Source organism: Rhodococcus sp. B10 (assembly GCF_011770055.1).
GTDB classification, from domain to species: Bacteria; Actinomycetota; Actinomycetes; order Mycobacteriales; family Mycobacteriaceae; genus Rhodococcoides; species Rhodococcoides kyotonensis_B.
Map to the genome: position 1 here is coordinate 20,114 of NZ_JAAFYV010000039.1, position 20,039 is coordinate 40,152.

General features: G+C 65.2%; 20 protein-coding genes and 1 pseudogene. 12 read left to right on the top strand and 9 right to left on the bottom strand.

What is annotated here, in order from left to right; all coding sequences use genetic code 11:
• Positions 1 to 56 precede the first annotated feature (56 nt).
• The 4 genes and pseudogenes from RhoFasB10_RS21775 (at position 57) to RhoFasB10_RS21790 (ending at position 2,057) form a co-directional block, all read left to right on the top strand.
• Positions 57 to 398 (top strand): metalloregulator ArsR/SmtB family transcription factor, encoded by a 342-nt coding sequence (locus RhoFasB10_RS21775; RefSeq protein WP_068422113.1) that lies wholly within the window; start codon positions 57 to 59, stop codon positions 396 to 398.
• Positions 391 to 861, top strand: a pseudogene (locus RhoFasB10_RS21780) (SRPBCC family protein). Before RhoFasB10_RS21775 ends, RhoFasB10_RS21780 begins: the two are co-directional and overlap by 8 nt.
• On the top strand, positions 858 to 1,253 hold the full coding sequence (locus RhoFasB10_RS21785) for an NUDIX domain-containing protein (protein ID WP_346764459.1): 396 nt from the start codon (positions 858 to 860) through the stop codon (positions 1,251 to 1,253). Before RhoFasB10_RS21780 ends, RhoFasB10_RS21785 begins: the two are co-directional and overlap by 4 nt.
• A gap of 51 nt (positions 1,254 to 1,304) precedes the next feature.
• Entirely contained in the window at positions 1,305 to 2,057 is a 753-nt protein-coding gene (locus tag RhoFasB10_RS21790; RefSeq protein WP_167678511.1) for an isocitrate lyase/phosphoenolpyruvate mutase family protein, read from the top strand.
• Between the two features lie 44 nt (positions 2,058 to 2,101).
• On the opposite strand, the gene RhoFasB10_RS21795 is transcribed toward RhoFasB10_RS21790, so the two are convergent.
• From RhoFasB10_RS21795 to RhoFasB10_RS21825, 7 genes are all read right to left on the bottom strand, one after another.
• A complete protein-coding gene (locus RhoFasB10_RS21795) occupies positions 2,102 to 4,240 on the bottom strand; it encodes an AAA family ATPase (RefSeq protein ID WP_167678513.1) in 2,139 nt (712 codons plus the stop codon).
• Positions 4,237 to 5,097: a CDP-diacylglycerol--serine O-phosphatidyltransferase gene (gene pssA / locus RhoFasB10_RS21800; RefSeq protein WP_068422124.1), complete on the bottom strand. Its 861-nt coding sequence runs from the start codon at positions 5,095 to 5,097 to the stop codon at positions 4,237 to 4,239. Before pssA ends, RhoFasB10_RS21795 begins: the two co-directional genes overlap by 4 nt.
• A gap of 8 nt (positions 5,098 to 5,105) precedes the next feature.
• Positions 5,106 to 5,822 (bottom strand): phosphatidylserine decarboxylase, encoded by a 717-nt coding sequence (locus tag RhoFasB10_RS21805; RefSeq protein WP_068422127.1) that lies wholly within the window; start codon positions 5,820 to 5,822, stop codon positions 5,106 to 5,108.
• Positions 5,823 to 5,925: 103 nt separating this feature from the next.
• Complete coding sequence (locus tag RhoFasB10_RS21810) at positions 5,926 to 6,195, bottom strand: GlsB/YeaQ/YmgE family stress response membrane protein (RefSeq protein WP_068422131.1); 270 nt, start codon at positions 6,193 to 6,195, stop codon at positions 5,926 to 5,928.
• Positions 6,196 to 6,271: 76 nt separating this feature from the next.
• The gene (locus tag RhoFasB10_RS21815) at positions 6,272 to 6,727 is read right to left on the bottom strand and encodes an SRPBCC family protein (RefSeq protein WP_068422298.1); all 456 of its coding nucleotides are present in this window, start codon (positions 6,725 to 6,727) and stop codon (positions 6,272 to 6,274) included.
• A 138-nt stretch (positions 6,728 to 6,865) separates the two neighbouring features.
• On the bottom strand, positions 6,866 to 7,378 hold the full coding sequence (locus RhoFasB10_RS21820; RefSeq protein WP_068422134.1) for a hypothetical protein: 513 nt from the start codon (positions 7,376 to 7,378) through the stop codon (positions 6,866 to 6,868).
• A 64-nt stretch (positions 7,379 to 7,442) separates the two neighbouring features.
• Positions 7,443 to 8,240 carry a DUF1206 domain-containing protein gene (locus RhoFasB10_RS21825; RefSeq protein WP_068422137.1) on the bottom strand — a complete coding sequence of 266 codons (798 nt, stop codon included), beginning with the start codon at positions 8,238 to 8,240 and terminating at the stop codon, positions 7,443 to 7,445.
• A gap of 386 nt (positions 8,241 to 8,626) precedes the next feature.
• Here RhoFasB10_RS21825 and RhoFasB10_RS21830 point away from each other — a divergent pair, with 386 nt between their 5' ends.
• From RhoFasB10_RS21830 to RhoFasB10_RS21850, 5 genes are read left to right on the top strand one after another with little or no spacing between them, the layout of a single operon-like run.
• Positions 8,627 to 10,282, top strand: a complete 1,656-nt coding sequence (locus RhoFasB10_RS21830; protein ID WP_068422143.1) for an FAD-dependent oxidoreductase — start codon at positions 8,627 to 8,629, stop codon at positions 10,280 to 10,282.
• A complete protein-coding gene (locus RhoFasB10_RS21835) occupies positions 10,279 to 11,715 on the top strand; it encodes an ATP-binding protein (protein WP_068422146.1) in 1,437 nt (478 codons plus the stop codon). The genes RhoFasB10_RS21830 and RhoFasB10_RS21835 overlap by 4 nt, the downstream gene beginning before the upstream one ends.
• On the top strand, positions 11,712 to 12,062 hold the full coding sequence (locus RhoFasB10_RS21840; protein ID WP_068422151.1) for a UBP-type zinc finger domain-containing protein: 351 nt from the start codon (positions 11,712 to 11,714) through the stop codon (positions 12,060 to 12,062). The genes RhoFasB10_RS21835 and RhoFasB10_RS21840 overlap by 4 nt, the downstream gene beginning before the upstream one ends.
• A 1-nt stretch (position 12,063) precedes the next feature.
• Positions 12,064 to 12,483, top strand: a complete 420-nt coding sequence (locus RhoFasB10_RS21845; protein WP_068422154.1) for a DUF1801 domain-containing protein — start codon at positions 12,064 to 12,066, stop codon at positions 12,481 to 12,483.
• A complete protein-coding gene (locus RhoFasB10_RS21850) occupies positions 12,480 to 13,154 on the top strand; it encodes a GPP34 family phosphoprotein (RefSeq protein WP_167678532.1) in 675 nt (224 codons plus the stop codon). The genes RhoFasB10_RS21845 and RhoFasB10_RS21850 overlap by 4 nt, the downstream gene beginning before the upstream one ends.
• 79 nt (positions 13,155 to 13,233) lie before the next feature.
• Here the strand turns inward: RhoFasB10_RS21850 and RhoFasB10_RS21855 are convergent, their stop codons facing one another.
• Complete coding sequence (locus tag RhoFasB10_RS21855; RefSeq protein ID WP_167678516.1) at positions 13,234 to 15,105, bottom strand: BCCT family transporter; 1,872 nt, start codon at positions 15,103 to 15,105, stop codon at positions 13,234 to 13,236.
• Between the two features lie 182 nt (positions 15,106 to 15,287).
• Here RhoFasB10_RS21855 and RhoFasB10_RS21860 point away from each other — a divergent pair, with 182 nt between their 5' ends.
• The 3 genes from RhoFasB10_RS21860 (at position 15,288) to ligD (ending at position 19,210) form a co-directional block, all read left to right on the top strand.
• On the top strand, positions 15,288 to 16,163 hold the full coding sequence (locus RhoFasB10_RS21860) for a DMT family transporter (protein ID WP_068422159.1): 876 nt from the start codon (positions 15,288 to 15,290) through the stop codon (positions 16,161 to 16,163).
• A 225-nt stretch (positions 16,164 to 16,388) separates the two neighbouring features.
• On the top strand, positions 16,389 to 18,014 hold the full coding sequence (gene groL, locus RhoFasB10_RS21865; protein WP_068422162.1) for a chaperonin GroEL: 1,626 nt from the start codon (positions 16,389 to 16,391) through the stop codon (positions 18,012 to 18,014).
• A 248-nt stretch (positions 18,015 to 18,262) separates the two neighbouring features.
• Positions 18,263 to 19,210: a non-homologous end-joining DNA ligase gene (gene ligD / locus RhoFasB10_RS21870; RefSeq protein WP_167678518.1), complete on the top strand. Its 948-nt coding sequence runs from the start codon at positions 18,263 to 18,265 to the stop codon at positions 19,208 to 19,210.
• A gap of 6 nt (positions 19,211 to 19,216) precedes the next feature.
• Here the strand turns inward: ligD and RhoFasB10_RS21875 are convergent, their stop codons facing one another.
• Positions 19,217 to 19,912 carry a FadR/GntR family transcriptional regulator gene (locus RhoFasB10_RS21875; RefSeq protein WP_167678520.1) on the bottom strand — a complete coding sequence of 232 codons (696 nt, stop codon included), beginning with the start codon at positions 19,910 to 19,912 and terminating at the stop codon, positions 19,217 to 19,219.
• Between the last annotated feature and the right edge of the window lie 127 nt (positions 19,913 to 20,039).

Below are 20,039 nucleotides of genomic sequence, written 5' to 3' on the forward strand. Positions count from 1 at the left end.
AGGGCGTCGGCGCCTACCGTAATCAACGTATGGATTGATAAAGGAGTTGGTTGATTATGAGCGTCACGGACGACAGGCTCGACGGGGCGTTCATGGCGCTCGCCGATCCGGTTCGGCGTGCCATCGTCGCCCGACTCAGTCGTGGGCCGTTGACGGTGAACGATCTCGCCGAACCGTTCGAGATCAGCAAGCAAGCCGTCTCACGGCACATTCAGGTTCTCGAGGCGGCAGGGCTCGTGACCCGGTCACGCGACGCGCAGCGTCGTCCGGTTCATCTGGACTCGGCGCGCCTCGAGGAGCTGACCGCATGGATCGACAAATACCGCATCATCCACGAACAGCAGTTCAGGAAGCTCGATGCACTGCTGGCCAACGACAAGGACTACGGCAATGACTAATCCCGTGACCATCACCGTGCCCGACGGCGTCCCGTTCATCACGATCACGCGTGAGTTCGACGCGCCCGTCGACGCAGTTTTTCGCGCCTACCGAGACCCCGAGCTCGTGGTGTAGTGGCTCGGACCGAACGGCTACGACATGAAGCTCGACACCTACGACTTCTCGACGGGAGGCCGTTACCGCTACGTGCACACCGACCCGGAGGGGGCGACGTTCGCCTTCAACGGTGTCTTCCACGTCGTGCGTGAGAACGACTTCGTGATTCAGACGTTCGAGTACGAGGACGTTCCCGACGTCGTCAGTATCGAGTCGATCACCTTCGTCGATCTCGGCGACGGACGCACTCGCATCGAAGGGCAGAGCACCTTCCCGTCGATCGAGGCGCGCGACGGCATGGCCCAGAGCGGTATGGAGAAGGGCGTCACCGAGGGGTACGAGAGATTGGATACCTTGCTTTCGTGATTCGTACCGCTGGGTTGGCGTATGTGAGAGACCGTCGAATGCTCCAGGCGCGCTCGACCGGGAAAACCGCGTTCTACATGGCAGGCGGGAAGATCGACCCCGGTGAGACGCCCGAGCAGGCTCTGCATCGGGAGATACGCGAGGAGTTGGATGCCGACGTCGTCGACGCCCGGTTCCTCGGCGTCTTCGCCTGCGACGCGTGGGGGCATCCGTCCGGAACCCCGCTCGAGATTCATTGCTTCGTCGCCGAGCTGGGTTCCGAGCCGGTGCCGACCAGTGAGATCGCCGAGATCAGATACTTCACGCGGGACGAGTACGCGGCGATGCCCGACGTCGCTCCCGGCTCCCTCATGGTGTTCGACCACATGAAGAAGCTCGATCTGATCGACTGAAGCAGGTACGGTGTGGGAGAACGTACGTTCTCCCAACCTTTAGGAGCTTCAATGTCGAGCTTGGCGCAGAAGGCAACAACCCTCCTCGAACTCCACAAGCCGGGTGACCCGGTCGTTCTCCCCACGGTGTGGGATGCGTGGTCCGCGAAGCTCGCCGTCGATGCGGGATTCACCGCGCTGACCGTCGGAAGCCACCCGGTGTCCGATTCGATCGGTAAGCCGGACAACGAGGGCATCACGTTCGACGAGTTGCTCGCGCGCATCTCGCAGATCACCGCGGCCGTCGACGTTCCGCTGTCCGTGGACATCGAGTCGGGATACGGCGAAGATCCGAAGCGTCTGATCGACGGCTTGGTCTCGGCCGGTGCAGTCGGCCTGAACATCGAGGACACCGTGCATAGCGAAGGCGGCCGTCTGCGTGAGGCGCAGGAGCATGCGGACTTCGTCGGTGCCCTGCGTGCGGCGTCGGACGCAACCGACGTGCACGTGGTGCTGAACGCGCGCACCGATCTGTTCGTCAAGCAGGTCGGTGACGAGAGCGATCGGGTCGAGCGCGCCATCGAGCGGATGAAGCTCGCCGCGGCTGCCGGGGCGGACTCGCTGTACCCGGTCGGCTTCCACAGCGACGACGACTACAAGCGTCTCGTCGAGGGACTTCCGTTGCCGGTCAACGCAATCGCCAACCCGGCCGACGGCGACCTCTCGCACTTCGCGTCACTCGGCGTGGGGCGCATCAGTTTCGGCCCGCTGTTCCAGGGTGCACTCGCCGGTGAGGCGTCGAAGTTGTTGGCACGCTGGCGCTGACGCGCCCCGTGCGTGCGAATGTACAGCCCGCTGTACATTCGCACTCACGACCCGTAGGCCTCCAGGTGCGCCACTTGCTCGGGATCGAGCGAGGGGCGCACCGTCTTTCGTGCGGTCTCGACGTCGTCGGCCGTGACGAACGCGGCATCCAACGAGCGGCGCATGGCCGTCAGCGCGGCCTCTCGCAGGAGCGCGGAACAGTCGGCGGCCGAGTAGCCGTCGAGGTCGGTGGCGAGCAGATCGAGGTCGACGTCGTCGGACAGCGGCACGGATTTGCTCGACGCACGCAGGATGTCGGCCCGCGCCTCCGCGTCGGGCGGCGGGACGAACACGAGGCGTTCGAGCCTGCCCGGACGCAGCAGCGCGGGGTCGATCAGGTCCGGTCGATTGGTCGCCCCGAGCACGACGACGTCACGTAGCGGTTCGACGCCGTCCAGTTCGGTGAGCAGTGCCGCGACGACGCGATCGCCGACGCCGGAATCGCTGGTCTGTCCGCGTCGAGGTGCCAGTGCGTCGACCTCGTCGAGGAAGATCAGTGACGGTGCCGAGTCGCGCGCACGCTGAAACAGCTCGCGCACAGCCTTTTCCGACGACCCGACCCATTTGTCCATCAGCTCGGCGCCCTTGACGGAATGGACGCTCAGCTGGCCCGAACTTGCCAGCGCGCGCACGAGGAACGTCTTGCCGCAGCCGGGAGGGCCGTAGAGCAGCACGCCTCGGGGCGGCTCGATTCCCAATCGGGAGAACGAATCCGGATGCCGCAGCGGCCACAGCACGGCCTCGGTGAGTGCCTGTTTCGTCTCGACCATGTCGCCGACGTCGTCGAGGGTGAGGCTGCCGATCGCCAATTCCTCTGCGCCGGAACGAGACAGTGGACGAATGACGTCGAGGGCGCCCAGCAGATCCGATTGAACGAGCTGCGGGTCCGACCCATCGGAGCTCGCCCGCGACGCGGCCCGCAATGCAGCTTCTCGGACCAGTGCAGCCAGATCGGCGACGACGAAACCCGGTGTCCTGGCGGCTATCTCGGCGAGCGAGAGACCGTCGGTCGGCGCCGTGCGCAACAGGTGTTCGAGCAGGGCGGACCGTCCTGCGGCGTCGGGAAGTGACAGCGTCAGTTCGCGGTCGCAGAGATCCTGCGCGCGGAGCCGAGAATCGGTGGCCTCGGGATGTGCGGTCGTGGCGACGAACGCCAAGCCTGCAGTGTCCACCGCGCGGCGGAGCTGATCGAGCACGAGGGTCGACGCGGGTTCGGCCGTGGCGGGCAACAGGGCATCGATGTCCGTGATCAGCAGGACGCCCGAGCCGGCGAGACCGTCGATCGCCGAGGAGACGGCGTCGACACGCGCGGATGCGTCCAACGCGCCGATCGACGGGCCGTCGAGTTCTGCGACGGTACGACCGGCGAGGACCGCGCGGGCGAGTGTGGACTTTCCGACGCCCGCGGGTCCGGTGATCAGGACGCCGAGGTGCGCCGACGCGCCGAGCCGCGCGAGCAGCTCCGACTCGTCGAGCGCCAGACGCAGCCATTCGGACAGCTTCGCCTGCTGTGCGGACACCCCGACCAGTTCGGTGACCGGCAGCGCGGCCGGGGTGTCGCGTGCAGTGGTGGGTGTGGACGCCGGTGCTTCGCCCCAGCTGACCGCCGTGTTCGGTTGCACGCTGACCGGACCCGACGGCGACGTGCTCGACACCGTCAGCAGTTCGCTCGTCCACGTGAAGCCGAAGGTTCGAGAGAGTGCCAGCGTCGCGGCAGTGGTGCTCGTGCCCGGGCCGAGGTCGCGGGGCAGGAGCGAAACCGTATCGCCGACGGTGACCACCTTGCCGAGCAGCGCTTGGCGCAACGTCGACTCGGAGATCGAACCCGTCGCCAGCGCCGAACCGCTGACCGTCACCGTCTTCGCGCCGTAGACCGTTACCGGTGCGACGGCGATGGAACCGTCTTCCTTGATGCCCGCGTTCGACAGGGTGACGTCGTCGAGCAGGGCCGTCCGGGGCGGCGTTCCGTCCGGCGCGCGTCCGGCGACCGCGGCCGTGCGACGCGCACCGATCACCGCGATGGCGTCCCATTCGCGGATTCCGAGCGCGGCCAGTACCTCCGGGTGCAGCCGAACGACGCCGCGTCTGGCGTCGGCCGCCGATGTGTTGAGTCGTGCCGTGAGGACCAGCTCCGGGGCTGTCACTGCGGCCCTCGGGGTCGACGCAGACCCAACCGGGCTGCGGAGCGACGCGTGTTACCGGGGGCGCGTCGGATCGCGCGACGCTCGGCGCGACGCTCGGCGGGTTTCGCCTCCCACGCGTAGGGACGGGCCGCGACCCATCGCTGCGAGCGCACGGCGAACGGAATGTGGATCAGGTAGACGAGTACCAGGACCATCAGCAGGATCAGCGGGTAGGTGATCAACGCTGCGGCTGCGAGTGCGACGAGGATGAGCAGCGCGGCGGCCATGCGGGGAGGAACGGATACGGTCTTGAGCGCGAGCGTCGGGATGCGGCTGACCGCCAGCCCCGCTGTGAAGAGCGTCCACCCGACGACGACGTAGAACGACGCCCACCAGCCGTCGCCCCATTCCTGGAACGCCGCGATCGGAGCCAACACGATGAGGGCGCCCGCGGGAGCCGGCACGCCGGTGAAGTACTCGCGGGCGTAGGCCGGTGTGTTGTCGTCGTCGAGCAAGGTGTTGAAGCGAGCCAGGCGCAGGACCATCGCGACGACGTAGATCAGCGCGATGATCCAGCCGGCGCTGCTGCCTTCGAGCAGTGTCACGTACAGCACCAGGGCGGGTGCGACACCGAAGGAGATGGCGTCGGCCAGCGAGTCGAGTTCGGCGCCGATCTTGCTGGTGGCGTCGAGCAGGCGGGCGATTCGCCCGTCGAGGGCGTCGAGAATCGCAGCGGCACCGATCATCGCCAGCGCGACACCGAGTTCGCCGTCGAGCGCGAACTTCAGCGCGGACAACCCGGCGCACAACGCCAGAATCGTCACCACCGACGGCAGGAGTCGAACAGCAGCGGGAGGTCGCGCTCGTCTGGTGATCATCGCACCGACTATCGGGGGAGTTCGGCAAGCACGGTTTCGGCCCCGACTGCGCGCTGACCGCGCTCGACGAGCAACTCGGTGCCCGCGGGGAAGTACGTGTCGAGGCGAGATCCGAATCGGATCAATCCGTACGTGTCGCCGATGGTCAACGTATCGCCGACCTTCGCGTTGTTGACGATGCGGCGGGCGATCAGACCGGCGATCTGTACGACGGCGACGTCGTGGCCCGACGGCGTACGAATGTGCATGCTGTTGCGCTCGTTCACCTCGCTCGCCTCGGCGAGGTCGGCGGACTTGAACTGGCCGCGCCGATGCACGACCTCGATGACCTCGCCACCGACCGGAACACGCTGAACGTGCACGTCGAGGACGGACAGGAAGATGCTGACGCGCGGCACCGGCGTCGTGCCGAGATCGAGCTCGGCCGGCGGAACCGCGGTGTCGACGAGCGTGATCAAGCCGTCGGCAGGGGCCACTACGACGCCCGGTCGATTCGGTGGGACGCGGCCGGGGTGGCGGAAGAACGTGGCGCACGCACCGGCGGCGGTCAGGCCTGCGCGACGCACCCACTTGTGCCTGCGTCCGAGAGCGGCCACGGCCAGCGGGCCTGCGACGAACGGAAGTCCTGCGGGGTGCATCGGCGGGACGGTGTCACGAATCAACTCGACGAAGTGTGCTGCGCCGGTGCGCTGTTCCTGACCGATCGGGGTGGGACGGCGTGCCACTTCGCTCCTTCTTCTCGTGCGTGTTCAGGGCCCGACGAAACGACAGCTGCCGGGGCCTCACAGAGTACGTGAGATGCCCCGGCAGCTGCGTGTGCGCTGTGGGTCAGACCCTCGATCGGCCGGTGACGAGCTTGACCAGGAACAGCAGGATCACTGCTCCGAGCAGGCAGGTCAGGAAGCTGAAGATGAGTCCGCCGCCTTCGACGTCGACGCCGAAAGCCTTGAGTAGCCAACCGCCGATCAGGCCGCCGATGATGCCGACGACGATGTTCAACAGAATGCCCATCGATGCATCCGTCTTCATGATCTTGCTACCGATCCAGCCGGCGAGTCCGCCGATGATGATCCAGCCGATGATTCCTAGGCCCAACATGTGGTGCCCCCTCTTGTGTGTGCCGTGGGTATTGCTCACAGGGGGTGCCCGGGTGGTCGGCGGTTGAAACCTTGACTTAGCTTCGTTCGCTCTCCGTCTTGATGCGCTGCAGGGTCCGGTTCATGCCGTCGACGAGTTCCACGTCGAATTGTTCGATTCCGCCGAGCACGTTCTTCACGAGGAACGTCGAGACCGCGCTGGTTCCCGTCGGTGCTTCACGCTTCTCGACGACGGTGGTACCGCCGTCCTTCGGGGTCAGGGTGTACGACCAGATGGTCTTGTTCTCGTTGACGCGGAACGCGATCGACTTGTTCGGCTCGAAGTCGACGACCTTCGACGTCGTAGGCCAAACGAGCAGGCCCTTCTTGTTGACGTTCAGTGTGGTCGTGCCCTTGCGGACATCGCCGCCGAACACCTTCATCAGCTTGCACTGCGGGCTCCACTCACCCATGCGCTTCAGGTCCGAGACGATCGCCCACACCTTGTCCGGGCTGGCGTCGACGTCGATGCTGGCTTCGAGGGTCTTGCTCACGCGTTCCTCCATCAGGGTTGGTGCTACCTATAGTCACACACACTTCCCCGAAGTGTGGGCAGGATGTCCCAGTCGTCCGCCGCAGATCAGGAAAACCTGCTGACAGCCGGACAAGTGGGACACCACACCCACCCGGCGTCAGAGCTTCCCGAATGCCACGCCCTTGTACGTCCAACCGCACGCGAGGACGGCGTCCTGGATCGGCTTCTTCAGCTCACCGGTCGAGAAGCGGTAGTTGTACACCTGCCCGTACTCGAGCTGCTCGGTGAACGCGTAGGCCGTTCCGAACTGGACGGACGACTTCTGGCCCCGGAACTTCTCCGCGGACGCGGTCAACGAAGGCACCCCTGCTCGCCATTCGACGGCCCACTCCTCGTCCACACCGCGCACCTCGTCGGTGGCCGGGTCGAGCTTCAGCAGAATGCGAAAGACTTTCGACAGTGACGCCTTGGCGAAGATCTCGTACCAGCGCGCGTCGACGATGCGCCACTCCGCGACGAGGTCGACGCCCTCGGCCGATCCGTCGCGGATGACGAACGGCGCGCTCGGACGGTTGACGGCCATCAGTGCGGCGTACACCTCGTCAGGTCTGCGGGCCGGAATGTCTGCGGACGGACGCTTCGTGCCGGTGAACATGTCGAACAAACCCACTGTGGTCTCCTCGTATCTCGTGTGAGAACACGATGACCGGTGAGGCTTGGAATCGACTTGGAGGCTACATCTTCGCGTGCCGTGCGAGCACGAATGCGTACAACCCGTACAGCGCGATGCCGACGCCGGCGAGGACCAACAGAACCTGGCCGAAGGGCTGTTCACCCAGAGTCTTGACGGCACCGTCGACGCCGGTCGCCTTGCTGGGATCGGAGGTGAAGACGGCGACGATCACGAGCGCACCCGTTCCGACGAGCGCGATTCCCTTCGCCGCGTATCCGGCGATCCCGAGACGTTCGACGCCTTTGCCGGTGTGGCCCTCGAGGTCGTCGAGGAAGTTCTTCGACACTCCCTTGTAGACGTGGTAACCACCGACGCCGATGATCACGAGTCCGACGACGATCAGCACGAACTTTCCGAAGCCGTTCTCCATCAGTCGTGCGGTGGTCGACGCGTTCTGTTCGCCGCTCGATTTGCCGGATCCGCGCGCGAAGCCGAACGTGGACCATGCGAAAGCGATGTAGACGACGGCGAGCGACGCGGCCTTGAAGCGGTCCATCGCGCTGCCCTCGTCGGCGTCCGACTTCTTGCCGACGATCGCCTCGACGATCCGCCACAACGCGAGCGCGACGAACGCGACGAACGCGATCCACAGTGCGATGGACCCGCCGGGTTTGCTGCCGAGCTCGGCGAGTGCACCGGACTGGTCGGCGTTGCCTCCCTGCCCGAACGCGAGTCGGATCGCGATGTAACCGATGAGAATGTGCAGTAAGCCGCTGACGAAGTGGCCGCAGCGAGCAGCCTTTTCGAATGCGCTGTTCTGTTGTACGCGCTCGGCCGCGTTACTTGCGTTCGTGTTCATATTTCAGCCCCCGAATCCGTGTGGTGCGCGGCGTACCCCTGCCGACGACATGTTCAAACACGCTCCGCGCGCCTACGAGCTTTCCGGTAACACGAGGCGAACACTGGTCGATAGAACGAACGAGAAATTCAGGCCAATCAGAAGTTGTTCGGAGTGATCGATCGTGAACTTTCCAACGATCTTGCGTCGTTCCAGGGCGGGAGTGCCGCTTCTGGAGTCCGCGCGTATGACCGGAAGTCCCCGTACGTGGCCGAGTGAGAAGCTCGAACGCCTCTTGACTCCTCGCGAGATCGACATGGTCAGACGAGGGCTGGTGTAAGTCCTCGGCGCTGACCACTCCGGAACGGCATAATCGGTGCGTAACGAACCGGCTGTTCTGGAGGGTCATGAAGCCTGCAATTCTCAGCGTGGACGACGACCCGGGGGTCTCTCGATCCGTCGCACGCGATCTGCGCCGTCACTACGGCGAGAAGTACCGCATCATCCGGGCCGAGTCCGGAGCGCAGGCGCTCGATGCATTGAAGGAACTGAAGCTGCGCGGTCAGCCCGTCGCGGTGCTCTTGGCCGACTATCGCATGCCGCAGATGAACGGCATGGAGTTCCTCGAACAGGCGATGGACCTGTACCCCTATGCGCGCCGCGTGCTGCTCACGGCGTATGCCGACACGGACGCGGCCATCGAGGCGATCAACGTCATCGACCTCGACTACTACCTGCTCAAGCCGTGGGATCCGCCCGAGGAGAAGCTCTACCCGGTGCTCGACGCCCAGCTGGAGGCATGGGCGTCGTCGAACCACCGGCCGGTGGAAGAGACCAGGATCATCGGCCATCGCTGGTCGGCACGGTCGTCGGAGGTTCGCGAATTCCTGGCTCGCAATCAGCTGCCGTATCGCTGGTACATGGCCGACGAACCCGAAGGTGCCCGCCTGTTGACGTCGGCGGGTGTCGACGACACGGTGTGTCCGGTCGTCGTCACAGCCGAAGGTAAGGCGCTCTGTTCGCCGACCGACGCCGAACTCGGCGATCACCTCGGCTTGACGACCACACCGTCGAACGCGTTCTACGACCTCGTCGTCATCGGTGGTGGTCCCGCCGGATTGGGTGCTGCCCTGTACGGGGCGTCGGAAGGACTGCGCACGACGCTCATCGAGCGCACCGCGACGGGTGGTCAGGCCGGCCAGAGCTCGCGCATCGAGAACTACCTCGGATTTCCCGACGGAGTTTCCGGCGCTCAACTGGCCGAGCGGGCGCGTCGGCAGGCATTGAAGTTCGGCGCCGAGGTGGTGACGACGCAGGACGTCGTCTCGTTGGAAGCGAACGGCGCTGCCCGGACGGTTCGTTTCGCCGACGGCAGCAGCATCGATGCGCAGACGGTCATCTTGTCGACGGGCGTCGCGTATCGGCAGTTGACGACGCCGGGCATCGAGAATTTCACGGGTCGCGGCGTCTTCTACGGTTCGGCGATGACGGAGGCCACGCGCTGCGCCGAGCAGGACGTCTACATCGTCGGCGGTGCGAACTCGGCAGGCCAGGCTGCGGTGTATCTGGCCCGCGGCGCGAAATCGGTGACCATTCTGATTCGCGCGCAGTCGCTCGAGGCGTCGATGTCGTACTACCTGATCAAGCAGATCGAGGAGAACCCGAAGATCACGGTGCGCACGTGCACCGAAGTCGTCGGCGTCGGCGGCGACGATCACCTCGAATCGATCACGCTGCACGACCGCGTCACCGACACGGACGAGACCGTTCCCGCGCAGTACCTGTTCCTGTTCATCGGCGCGGCGCCGCGCACCGACTGGCTCGACGGCTTCGTCGAGCGTGACGAACACGGTTTCGTCGTGACGGGTCCCGACCTGGTGGTCGACGGCAAAGCCCCGAGCGGGTGGGACCGCGAACGGCTTCCGCACCACCTGGAGACGAGCGTTCCCGGCGTCTTCGCGGCGGGCGACGTACGGTCCGATTCGGCGAAACGCGTCGCGTCGGCGGTAGGAGAAGGAGCGATGGCCGTCATGCTCGTGCACAGATATCTGGCGAACCCATGACCGCCCAGTGCTCTCCGGACGAGCTGAAGACGCTGTTCCTGTTCGAGCATCTGACCGACGACCAGCTGGAGCGACTGTGCCAGGAAGGGCACGTCGAGATCATCGAGCCCGGCCCGGTGTTCGCCGAAGGCGATCCGGCCACGTGCTTCTACGTACTGATCGAGGGATCGCTGGTGCTGTCGAAGCTGTCCGGCGGCGAGGATCTTGTCATCAACCGGACGTCGCAGCGCGGTGTGTACGCGGGTGCATGGCAGGCCTATCTCCGTGACCGGGTGCCGCAGGTGTACCCGGGTTCCATGCGGGTCACCGAGCGGTCGAGGTTCTTCGTGCTCGATGCGGACTGCTTCGCCGAGATCGTCTCCGAGTGGTTTCCGATGGCTTTGCACCTGCTGGAAGGACTGTTCTTCGGAAGCCGCAACACCAAGCAGATCGTCGAACAGCGAGAGCGTCTGCTTGCGCTCGGCTCGCTGTCCGCGGGACTGACGCACGAGCTGAACAACCCGGCCGCGGCGGCCGTACGTGCGACGTCGGCGCTGCGCGATCGCGTCGCACACATGCGGCAGAAGCTGAAGATGATCGCCAACGGTTCGCTGGACCCCGGCTCGTTGACGTCGCTCGTCGGACTGCAGGAGGAAGCCGTCGAACTGGTCGCGAAGGCTCCCAAGCTGTCGCCGCTCGAGGCGTCGGACCGCGAGGACGAGCTGGGCGACTGGTTCGACGATCACGACATCTCGGGTGGCTGGGACATCGCGCCGACGTTCGTGCAGGCGGGCCTCGACGTGGCGTGGCTCGACAAAGTCGTTGCGACCGTGGACGATTCGCAGCTACTCGAAGGCGCGATTCGATGGCTCAACTACACCGTCGAGACCGAGTTGCTGATGAACGAGATAGCCGACTCGACAACGCGTGTGTCGACGTTGGTCGGTGCTGCGAAACAGTATTCGCAGATGGATCGGGCGCCGTACCAGACCGTCGACATTCGTGATCTGCTCGACAGCACGTTGGTGATGTTGGCGCGCAAGATCGGTGACGACATCACCGTGGTCAAGGACTACGACGCATCGGTCCCGCCGATCCCCGCGTACGCCGCCGAGCTGAACCAGGTGTGGACCAACCTGATCGACAACGCGGTACAAGCGATGGCAGGCGAGGGCACGTTGACGGTACGGACGCGTCGCGACCACGATCAGGTGCTGGTCGAGGTGTGCGACACGGGTTCCGGTGTGCCGGAGGATATTCAGTCTCGAATCTTCGAACCGTTCTTCACCACGAAACCCGTGGGGGAGGGGACCGGACTCGGACTCGACATCTCATGGCGCATCGTCGTCAAGAAACATCGAGGCGACCTGTCCGTGCAGTCCGTTCCCGGTGACACCCGATTCGTCGTCAGGCTCCCGATCGAGCCTGCAGCAGCGCCAGAGGAGGATCGATGAGCGAACACATTCCCGGAATCGACACCGAGGTCGCACCGTCGGGGCCAGGGTGTCTCGAATGTTCCGAAGCGAGCGGATGGTGGTTTCACCTGCGGCGCTGCGCGCAGTGCGGCCACATCGGGTGCTGCGACTCCTCGCCGTCGCAGCATGCGAGCAAGCACGCCGAGAGCACGGGCCACCAATTCATTCGCAGTTACGAACCGGGGGAGACCTGGTACTACAGCTACGCCGACGAGACGATGTACGACGGACCGGAACTGGCCCCGCCGCAACATCATCCACTGGACCAGTCGACGCCCGGCCCTGCGGACCTGGTGCCGTCGGACTGGCAGCGATACCTCAACTGACATGGGCGAGAACAAGACCGCGGCGACGGACGTCGACGCGCTCGCATGGCTGCAGGCCGTCGAACATCCCGTGCGGCGTGCCGACGGCCTTGCGCTGCACGACATGATGTCTCGCGTCACCGGCGAGCCTGCTGTCATGTGGGGGCCGTCGATGGTCGGTTACGGCGAGTATCACTACACGTATGCCAGTGGGCGCGAGGGAGATTCGTTGGCCGTCGGTTTCTCGCCGCGAAAGACATCGCTCGCGCTGTACGGCCTCACGTACGCACCCAGGGCGAAGGCCATGCTGGAGCAGCTGGGCAAGCACAAGGCGGGCGCGGGGTGTCTGTACGTCAACAAGCTCGCCGACGTCGACACCGCCGTGCTGGAGAAGATGATCGAGGTGTCCTATCCCTACGTGATCGGTACTCTCGGGACCTGACGCTCATCGCGGAGGACGTGTTCGTGCTTCTGGTCGACGATGTCTCCGGCAAACCGATCGTCGACAGCACCAAGTTCCCGAGGGTGCTCGCCGGTGCAGTGGTGCTCGAGCTCGCGATGAGTGGGGCGGTGCGTCTCACCGGCAAGGGCGAGCAGGTCAAGGATGGCCGGCTGGTGGTGTCCGGCCCGCCTCCGCAGGACGAGTTGCTCGCCCGCGCACATGCGTTCGTGGGTACGCAGAAGAATCCACCGAAGCCGCAGAAGGTCATCGAGAAGCTGCAGCGAAACCTGAACAAGGAACTGGGATCTCGTCTTGCAGCGCAGGGTTCGGTCATCGAAGAACGCAAGAACGTTCTCGGACTGTTCCCGACGACCACCTGGCCCGCTCGGGATACGACGCACGAGAACCGACTTCGTCAGTGGATCGGCAGCGCGATCGTCGACGGCACCACCCCGACCGCGCCGATTTCGGCATTGATCTCACTGCTGTCGGCCGTCGACGCGATACACAAGGTGCTGCCAGGCGTCGACAAGAAGGCAGCGAAGAAACGCGCCAAGGAGATCGCCGAGGGTGACTGGGCCGGTGCGGCGGTCCGCAAGGCGGTGCAGGACGTCAACGCCGCGGTCATGACGGCGATCATCGTGCCCGCGGTCGTGGCGGGGTCGTCCTAGCTGTAGGCGAGCACGTCACCGTTCACTACGAACGACGAAGGGGCCCGGCTGATGCCGGGCCCCTTCGTCGTTCGGGAACTCACGAGTTCGACTGAGTCTGCCCCTCCTGCGACTCCGCGAACTCCTGGGTGTCGAATACCTCGCCGCGCAGCGGGTCGACGAGACCGTCGTCGCCGGAGTATTCGACCGCGCCGGTCTCCGGGTGGACCTCCAGCGCCTCCGTCGGCACCTCGTGCACGGCGAGCACGACGGTTCCGCCGGTCGGCGTCGTGAGACCGGCGGTGGATGGTCCGAGACCGGAGAAGGTCGACGAAATGCCGCCTCCACGAGGTTTTTTCGCTGCCGCGCCGTTACCGGAGCCGTTGCCGTTCTCGGAGGCGGTGTTGGTCTGAGTCACACGCACGTAGCGCGGCGTCGTGGCGACGTCGTACCGGAATGCCTTGAGCATCGACACGCACGCAAGCACGAGGACGACCGAGAACGGAACCGCTGTCGCGATCGACATGGTCTGCAGCGCGGTCAACGAACCGGCCCCGCCGATGAGAAGCAGCACCGCGGCGACGATGCCTTCGAGAACGGACCAGTACACGCGGGTCACCTTGGGTGTCTCGAGATCGCCTCCGGTGGACAGGATGTCGATCACCAGAGATCCGGAGTCCGAGGACGTGACGAAGAAGAAGACGATGACGAATATCGCCAGGACGCTCGTCACGATGCCGAGAGGCAGACCGCCGAGCAGCTGGAAGAGGGTCGTGTTGGTGTCGACTGCGCCGTCGACGAGAAGGTCGCCGTCGTTGCGCTGACGCAGGATGCCTGCGTCGCCGAAGATCGTGAACCACAGCGAGCCGATGATCGTCGGTGCCAGGAGCACGCCGAACACGAACTCACGGATGGTGCGGCCTCGTGAGATACGGGCGATGAACATGCCGACGAACGGTGCCCAGCTCATCCACCAGCCCCAGTAGAAGATGGTCCATGCTCCCGCCCATCCGTCGTCGGCGAATGGTGATGTGCGGAGCATCAGTTCGGGCAACGCCTGTACGTAGCCGCCGAGGTTCTGAACCCAGGACTTCATCAGGAACAGAGTGGGACCGAGGAGGAGGACGAAAAGCGCGAGGCTGGCAGCGAGACCCATGTTGATGTTCGACAGCCACTTGAGGCCCTTGGTCACGCCGGACACGACCGAGAACGTCGCGAGTCCCGTGACGACGACGATGAGCCCGACGACGAGCCAGTTGTCGGTCTCGACCCAGCCGAGGTAGTCGAGCCCGGCGGAGATCTGTTGAACGCCGAAGCCCAGAGACGTGGCGACGCCGAACAATGTGCCGACGATGGCGACGACGTCGATCGCATGACCGATGACGCCTTCGATTCGTTCGCGGCCGAGCAGAGGCTCGAGGAGCCACCGGATGGAGAGGGGACGACCTTTGCGATACGTCATGTACGCGAGTCCGAGACCGACCACGACGTAGATCGCCCACGCATGGAGACCCCAGTGGAAGAGCGTCAACTCCATGGCTTGATTGGCCGCCGCGTCGGTCGATCCGGCGATGCCACCGGCTTCGGGCGGAACCACGTAGTGCGACAACGGTTCTGCCACACCGTAGAAGACGAGGCCGATGCCCATTCCCGCGCTGAACAACATCGCGAACCACGACAGCACACCGAATTCGGGCTTCTCGTCGTCGCGGCCGAGGCGAATGTTGCCCACCCGACTCACTCCGCAGTACACCGCGAACACGACGAATCCGGTGGCGGCGAGGATGTACCACCAGCCGACGCCGTCCGTGATCGCCTTGTTGAGAGACTCGAACGCGCCCTCGGCGGTGCCGGCGAAGACGATGGTGAACGCGATCATCACGAAGATGATGACGGAAGCCGGGATGAAGACGGGTTTTCGAAGTCCGTTCCACGCTTCCGAGACGGCGTTGGGTTTCTTCGGGGAATTCAAGATTTCCGTCCTCACAATTTCGTATGCGAATCGTGGACGGCGGCCGATGCGAGGTCGCAACCATGCCGGGCCGACCACTCTCGGGTTCTCGTGCTTATCTCTAATTTGGGTCAAGTGCCGGTAAACACCATAACGGACCGATGGAATGCAGGCGAACAGCTCGCGCACTACTGTTTCGTAACGTGCCGCAAACACTTCTCGTGGTGGTCCTGGCGCTCGGTGCCGCCCTGTGCATCGCGATCGGAACGGTCGTTCGCCAACGCACTGCGGCTGAAGTTCCCCTCGAGGACGTCGGCGTACTCGGTCCTATCACGACGCTGGTGAAGCGGCCGGTCTGGTGGGTGGGAACGGTCGTCGGCATCGGCGGCTACGCGCTTCAAGCTGCCGCGCTCGGGCTTGGATCGTTGCTGTTGGTGCAGCCGCTGTTGGTTCTGTCCCTGCTCTTCGCGTTACCGCTCGGCGCCCGATTCTCCCATCGCGCGATCTCGGGTGCGGAATGGCTGTGGGCCGCGATCCTGACGGCGTCGGTCGCAATTCTCGTCGTCGTGGGCGACCCGAAGCCCGGCATCGAACGGGCCGAGGCGCGGCACTGGGTGGTGATCTGTCTCGTCGGCATTCCATTCGTGGCGTTGTGCGTGTTCGCCGCGCAGCGCAGTACGGGATCGCGTCGCGCCGTACTTCTCGGATCGGCAGGCGGCGCGCTGTTCGGTGTGGCGGCCGTGCTGACGAAAGGCGTCGTGCATCTCTTATCGCGTGGCGTGGTCCCGTTGCTGACGTCGATCGAGTTGTACGCGTTGATCGTCGTGGCCGTGTGCGCGATCTCGTTGCAGCAATCGGCGTTCCAAGCGGGGGCGCTGCAGGCATCGCTCCCGGCGACGACGGTCATGGAACCCGTCGTCGCGTCGGCGCTCGGGTTTCTGGTTCTCGGCGAATATCTCGACGCCGACCGCGACGTCGCCGTCGTGCTCGTCGTGGCGCTGTCGGCCATGATCGCCGCGACGGTAGCGCTCGCCAGGTCGTCGGCGCAGGGAGAGACGTCGGTTCCGGTCGGGCCGTAGCTGCGGTTCGCCCGCGTCGGCGACCTTGCACTCGCCATGGTCGAGTGCTAGAAATGGCTTTGGCACTCGCGCCTTGTGAGTGCCAGGTCGGGACGGTGAGGCTGGGAATCATCGACACCCCTGGTCGTCCGTCGCGGGCACCGAACTCGGCCGAGCAAGTGCAGATGGAGCGACTGGCACCCGGTCGCTCTGCGTGTCACCCCCAATCCGGAGGATCACTTCGCAATGGCCAAGATCATCGCGTTCGACGAAGAGGCACGCCGTGGCCTCGAGCGAGGCCTCAACGCCCTCGCCGATGCAGTAAAGGTGACGTTGGGCCCCAAGGGTCGCAACGTCGTGCTCGAGAAGAAGTGGGGAGCTCCCACGATCACCAACGATGGTGTCTCCATCGCCAAGGAGATCGAGCTCGAAGATCCCTACGAGAAGATCGGTGCCGAGCTCGTCAAGGAGGTCGCCAAGAAGACCGACGACGTCGCAGGTGACGGCACCACCACCGCTACCGTTCTCGCCCAGGCTCTGGTTCGCGAAGGTCTGCGCAACGTCGCAGCCGGCGCCAACCCGCTCGGCCTGAAGCGCGGCATCGAGAAGGCTGTCGCAGCCGTCACCGAGTCGCTGCTGTCCTCCGCCAAGGAGATCGACACCAAGGAGCAGATCGCTGCTACCGCTGGTATCTCCGCAGGCGACGCGTCCATCGGCGAGCTCATCGCCGAGGCCATGGACAAGGTCGGCAAGGAAGGCGTCATCACGGTCGAGGAGTCCAACACCTTCGGCCTGCAGCTCGAGCTCACCGAGGGCATGCGCTTCGACAAGGGCTACATCTCGGCGTACTTCGCCACCGATGCAGAGCGTCAGGAAGCCGTCCTCGAAGACGCGTACATCCTGCTCGTCAGCTCCAAGGTTTCCACGGTCAAGGACCTGCTGCCGCTGCTGGAGAAGGTCATCCAGTCCGGCAAGCCGCTGCTGATCGTCGCCGAGGACGTCGAGGGCGAAGCTCTCTCCACCCTCGTGGTCAACAAGATCCGCGGCACCTTCAAGTCCGTTGCCGTCAAGGCTCCCGGCTTCGGTGACCGCCGCAAGGCTCAGCTCGCCGACATCGCCATCCTCACGGGCGGCGAGGTCATCAGCGAAGAGGTCGGCCTCTCGCTGGAGACTGCAGGCCTCGAGCTCCTCGGCCAGGCACGCAAGGTCGTCGTCACCAAGGACGAGACCACCATCGTCGAAGGCGCGGGCGACTCCGACGCCATCGCCGGACGCGTCAGCCAGATCCGCGCCGAGATCGAGAACTCCGACTCCGACTACGACCGCGAGAAGCTGCAGGAGCGCCTGGCCAAGCTGGCCGGTGGCGTTGCAGTCATCAAGGCCGGAGCTGCGACCGAGGTCGAGCTCAAGGAGCGCAAGCACCGCATCGAAGACGCAGTGCGCAACGCGAAGGCAGCCGTCGAAGAGGGCATCGTCGCCGGTGGTGGCGTCGCACTGCTGCAGGCTTCGCCCGCAGTCGACTCGCTCAAGCTGGACGGCGACGAGGCAACCGGCGTGAACATCGTTCGCGTCGCCCTCGAAGCACCGCTGAAGCAGATCGCGTTCAACGCAGGCCTCGAGCCCGGCGTCGTCGCAGAGAAGGTCCGCAACCTCCCGTCCGGCCACGGCCTCAACGCCGCGACCAACGAGTACGAGGACCTGCTCGCTGCAGGCATCAACGACCCGGTCAAGGTCACCCGCTCGGCACTGCAGAACGCAGCGTCCATCGCGGCTCTGTTCCTGACGACCGAGGCCGTCGTCGCCGACAAGCCCGAGAAGGCCGGAGCGCCCGTCGGCGACCCGACCGGTGGCATGGGCGGCATGGACTTCTGAGTCCGTTCCCTCGCCGACAAGCCCGGTTCCTCTTCGGAGGGGCCGGGCTTTTTCGTGCCCTGGGCGCCGCGCGCAGGTTGCAGCGAATGCGCGGGTTGCAACGTGCGCGTGGGCTGGAAGGTGCGCGGTTGGTGTGGGTGCTCGGCCGGGGGTGCTGCGCGCGCAGGTTGCAGCAAGTGCGCGGGTTGCAACGTGCGCGTGGGCTGGAAGGTGCGCGAAACTCGGCCGATCGCACCTAGGCTCGCGGTATGGCATCGGACGCTATCGAACTCGAGGTGGGCGAGCGGACTGTCCGCGTCTCGAACCCCGACCGGGTGTACTTCCCGGAGAGCGGGGCGACGAAGCTCGATCTGGTCGAGTACTACCTGAGCGTCGGCGACGGAATCGTCCGCGCACTCCGAGAGCGGCCGTGCATGATGCACCGCTTCCCGAAGGGACTCGCCGGGGACAAGGTGCACCAGAAGCGGGTGCCGAACGGTGCGCCGCCGTGGCTCGAGACCGTGCGCGTGAAGTTCCCTCGCTACAACCGAACCGCCGACGAACTGTGCGTCACCGAACTAGCGCACGTCGCGTGGGCGGTTCAGATGTCGACCGTCGAGTTCCACCCGTGGAACAGCCGTCGAGCCGACGTGGAGAGCCCCGACGAGTGGCGCATCGACCTCGATCCCATGCCGGACTGCCCGTTCGACCGGGTTCGACGAGTCGCGGGCGTCGTGCACGAGGTGTTGGACGAGATCGGCGCCGTCGGATGGCCGAAAACCTCTGGGGGACATGGGCTGCACATCTACGTACGTATTCGGCCGGACTACGGATTCAAGGATGTTCGCAGGGCCGCACTGGCTTTCGCGCGGGAAGTCGAGCGTCGCGCTCCCGACGACGTGACGACGGTGTGGTGGCGTAAGGATCGTGACCCCGCAAAGCTTTTCGTGGACTACAACCAGAACGCACGCGATCACACGATCGCCAGCGCGTACTCGGTTCGGGGCAATCAGCAGGCGACGGTGTCGACGCCGATCGAGTGGGACGAGATTCCCGACGTCGATCCGCGCGAGTTCACGATCTTCACGGTGCCGAAGCGCTTCGAGAAGCTCGGCGACCTGCACGCGGGTATCGACGACGCGGTCTTCTCGCTCGACCCGTTGATCGAATGGGCGGAGCGAGACGAGCGGGAAGGGCTGTCGGAGCCCGAAGACTGAGTCGACCTAGGAGCCCAACGATCGGACCGCTCCCCGAACGGCGTCGAGGTGCGCGGCCATGGCGTCGGCTGCCTCCTGGTAGTTGCCGGAACGGATGCCGGCGACGATGGCGTCGTGCTCGATGTTGGACATCTCCCGTCGTCGGGCAACGAGGTTGAGAGTCTCGGACTGCCGGGTCAGTGCGCCGCGGATGTCGACGATGATGGCCTCGAAGACGCGGTTCTTTCCTGCGCGGGCGATGGCGGTGTGAAATTGGCCGTCGAGCGCGACCCAGGCCTGGTGGTTGTCCTCGCGCCGCATGCGGTCGGTCAGGTCCGTGAGGATCTGCAGGTCCTCGTCGGTGCGCCGTTCGGCGGCCCAGCCCGCGGACGGAATCTCGACGTGCGGCCGAGCCTCCATCAGTTCGCGTGCTTCGTAGTTGCCGATGTCGAGGTCTCCGGTGACGCGGTCGCGCACGACGAAAGTGCCTCTGCCCGTTTTGGTTTCGGTCAGTCCGAGCGCGGTGCAGGATCGCAGTGCCTCACGGATGACCGAGCGGCTGACGCCATGGCGAGCGGCCAGTGCGGATTCGGCAGGGAGCTTGTCGCCGACCTCGAGTTGGCCCGACACGATGGCGTCGCGCAGATCTGCGAACACTGCTTCGGCGGCGCTCATCCTCGTTGCGGTCGGCTGACTGACCGCCCAGCTGTCCGACAGGCTCATGTCTGAATAGTCCCCTTCTCGCTGATCGGGAGTCAAACGGCGGGAGTGGAGCCTCCGGAATGACCATAGAACCTGGGTTGACGCGTTGCGTGGCTTGGTTCACACTCTAACCTGTCAGACAGCCGGA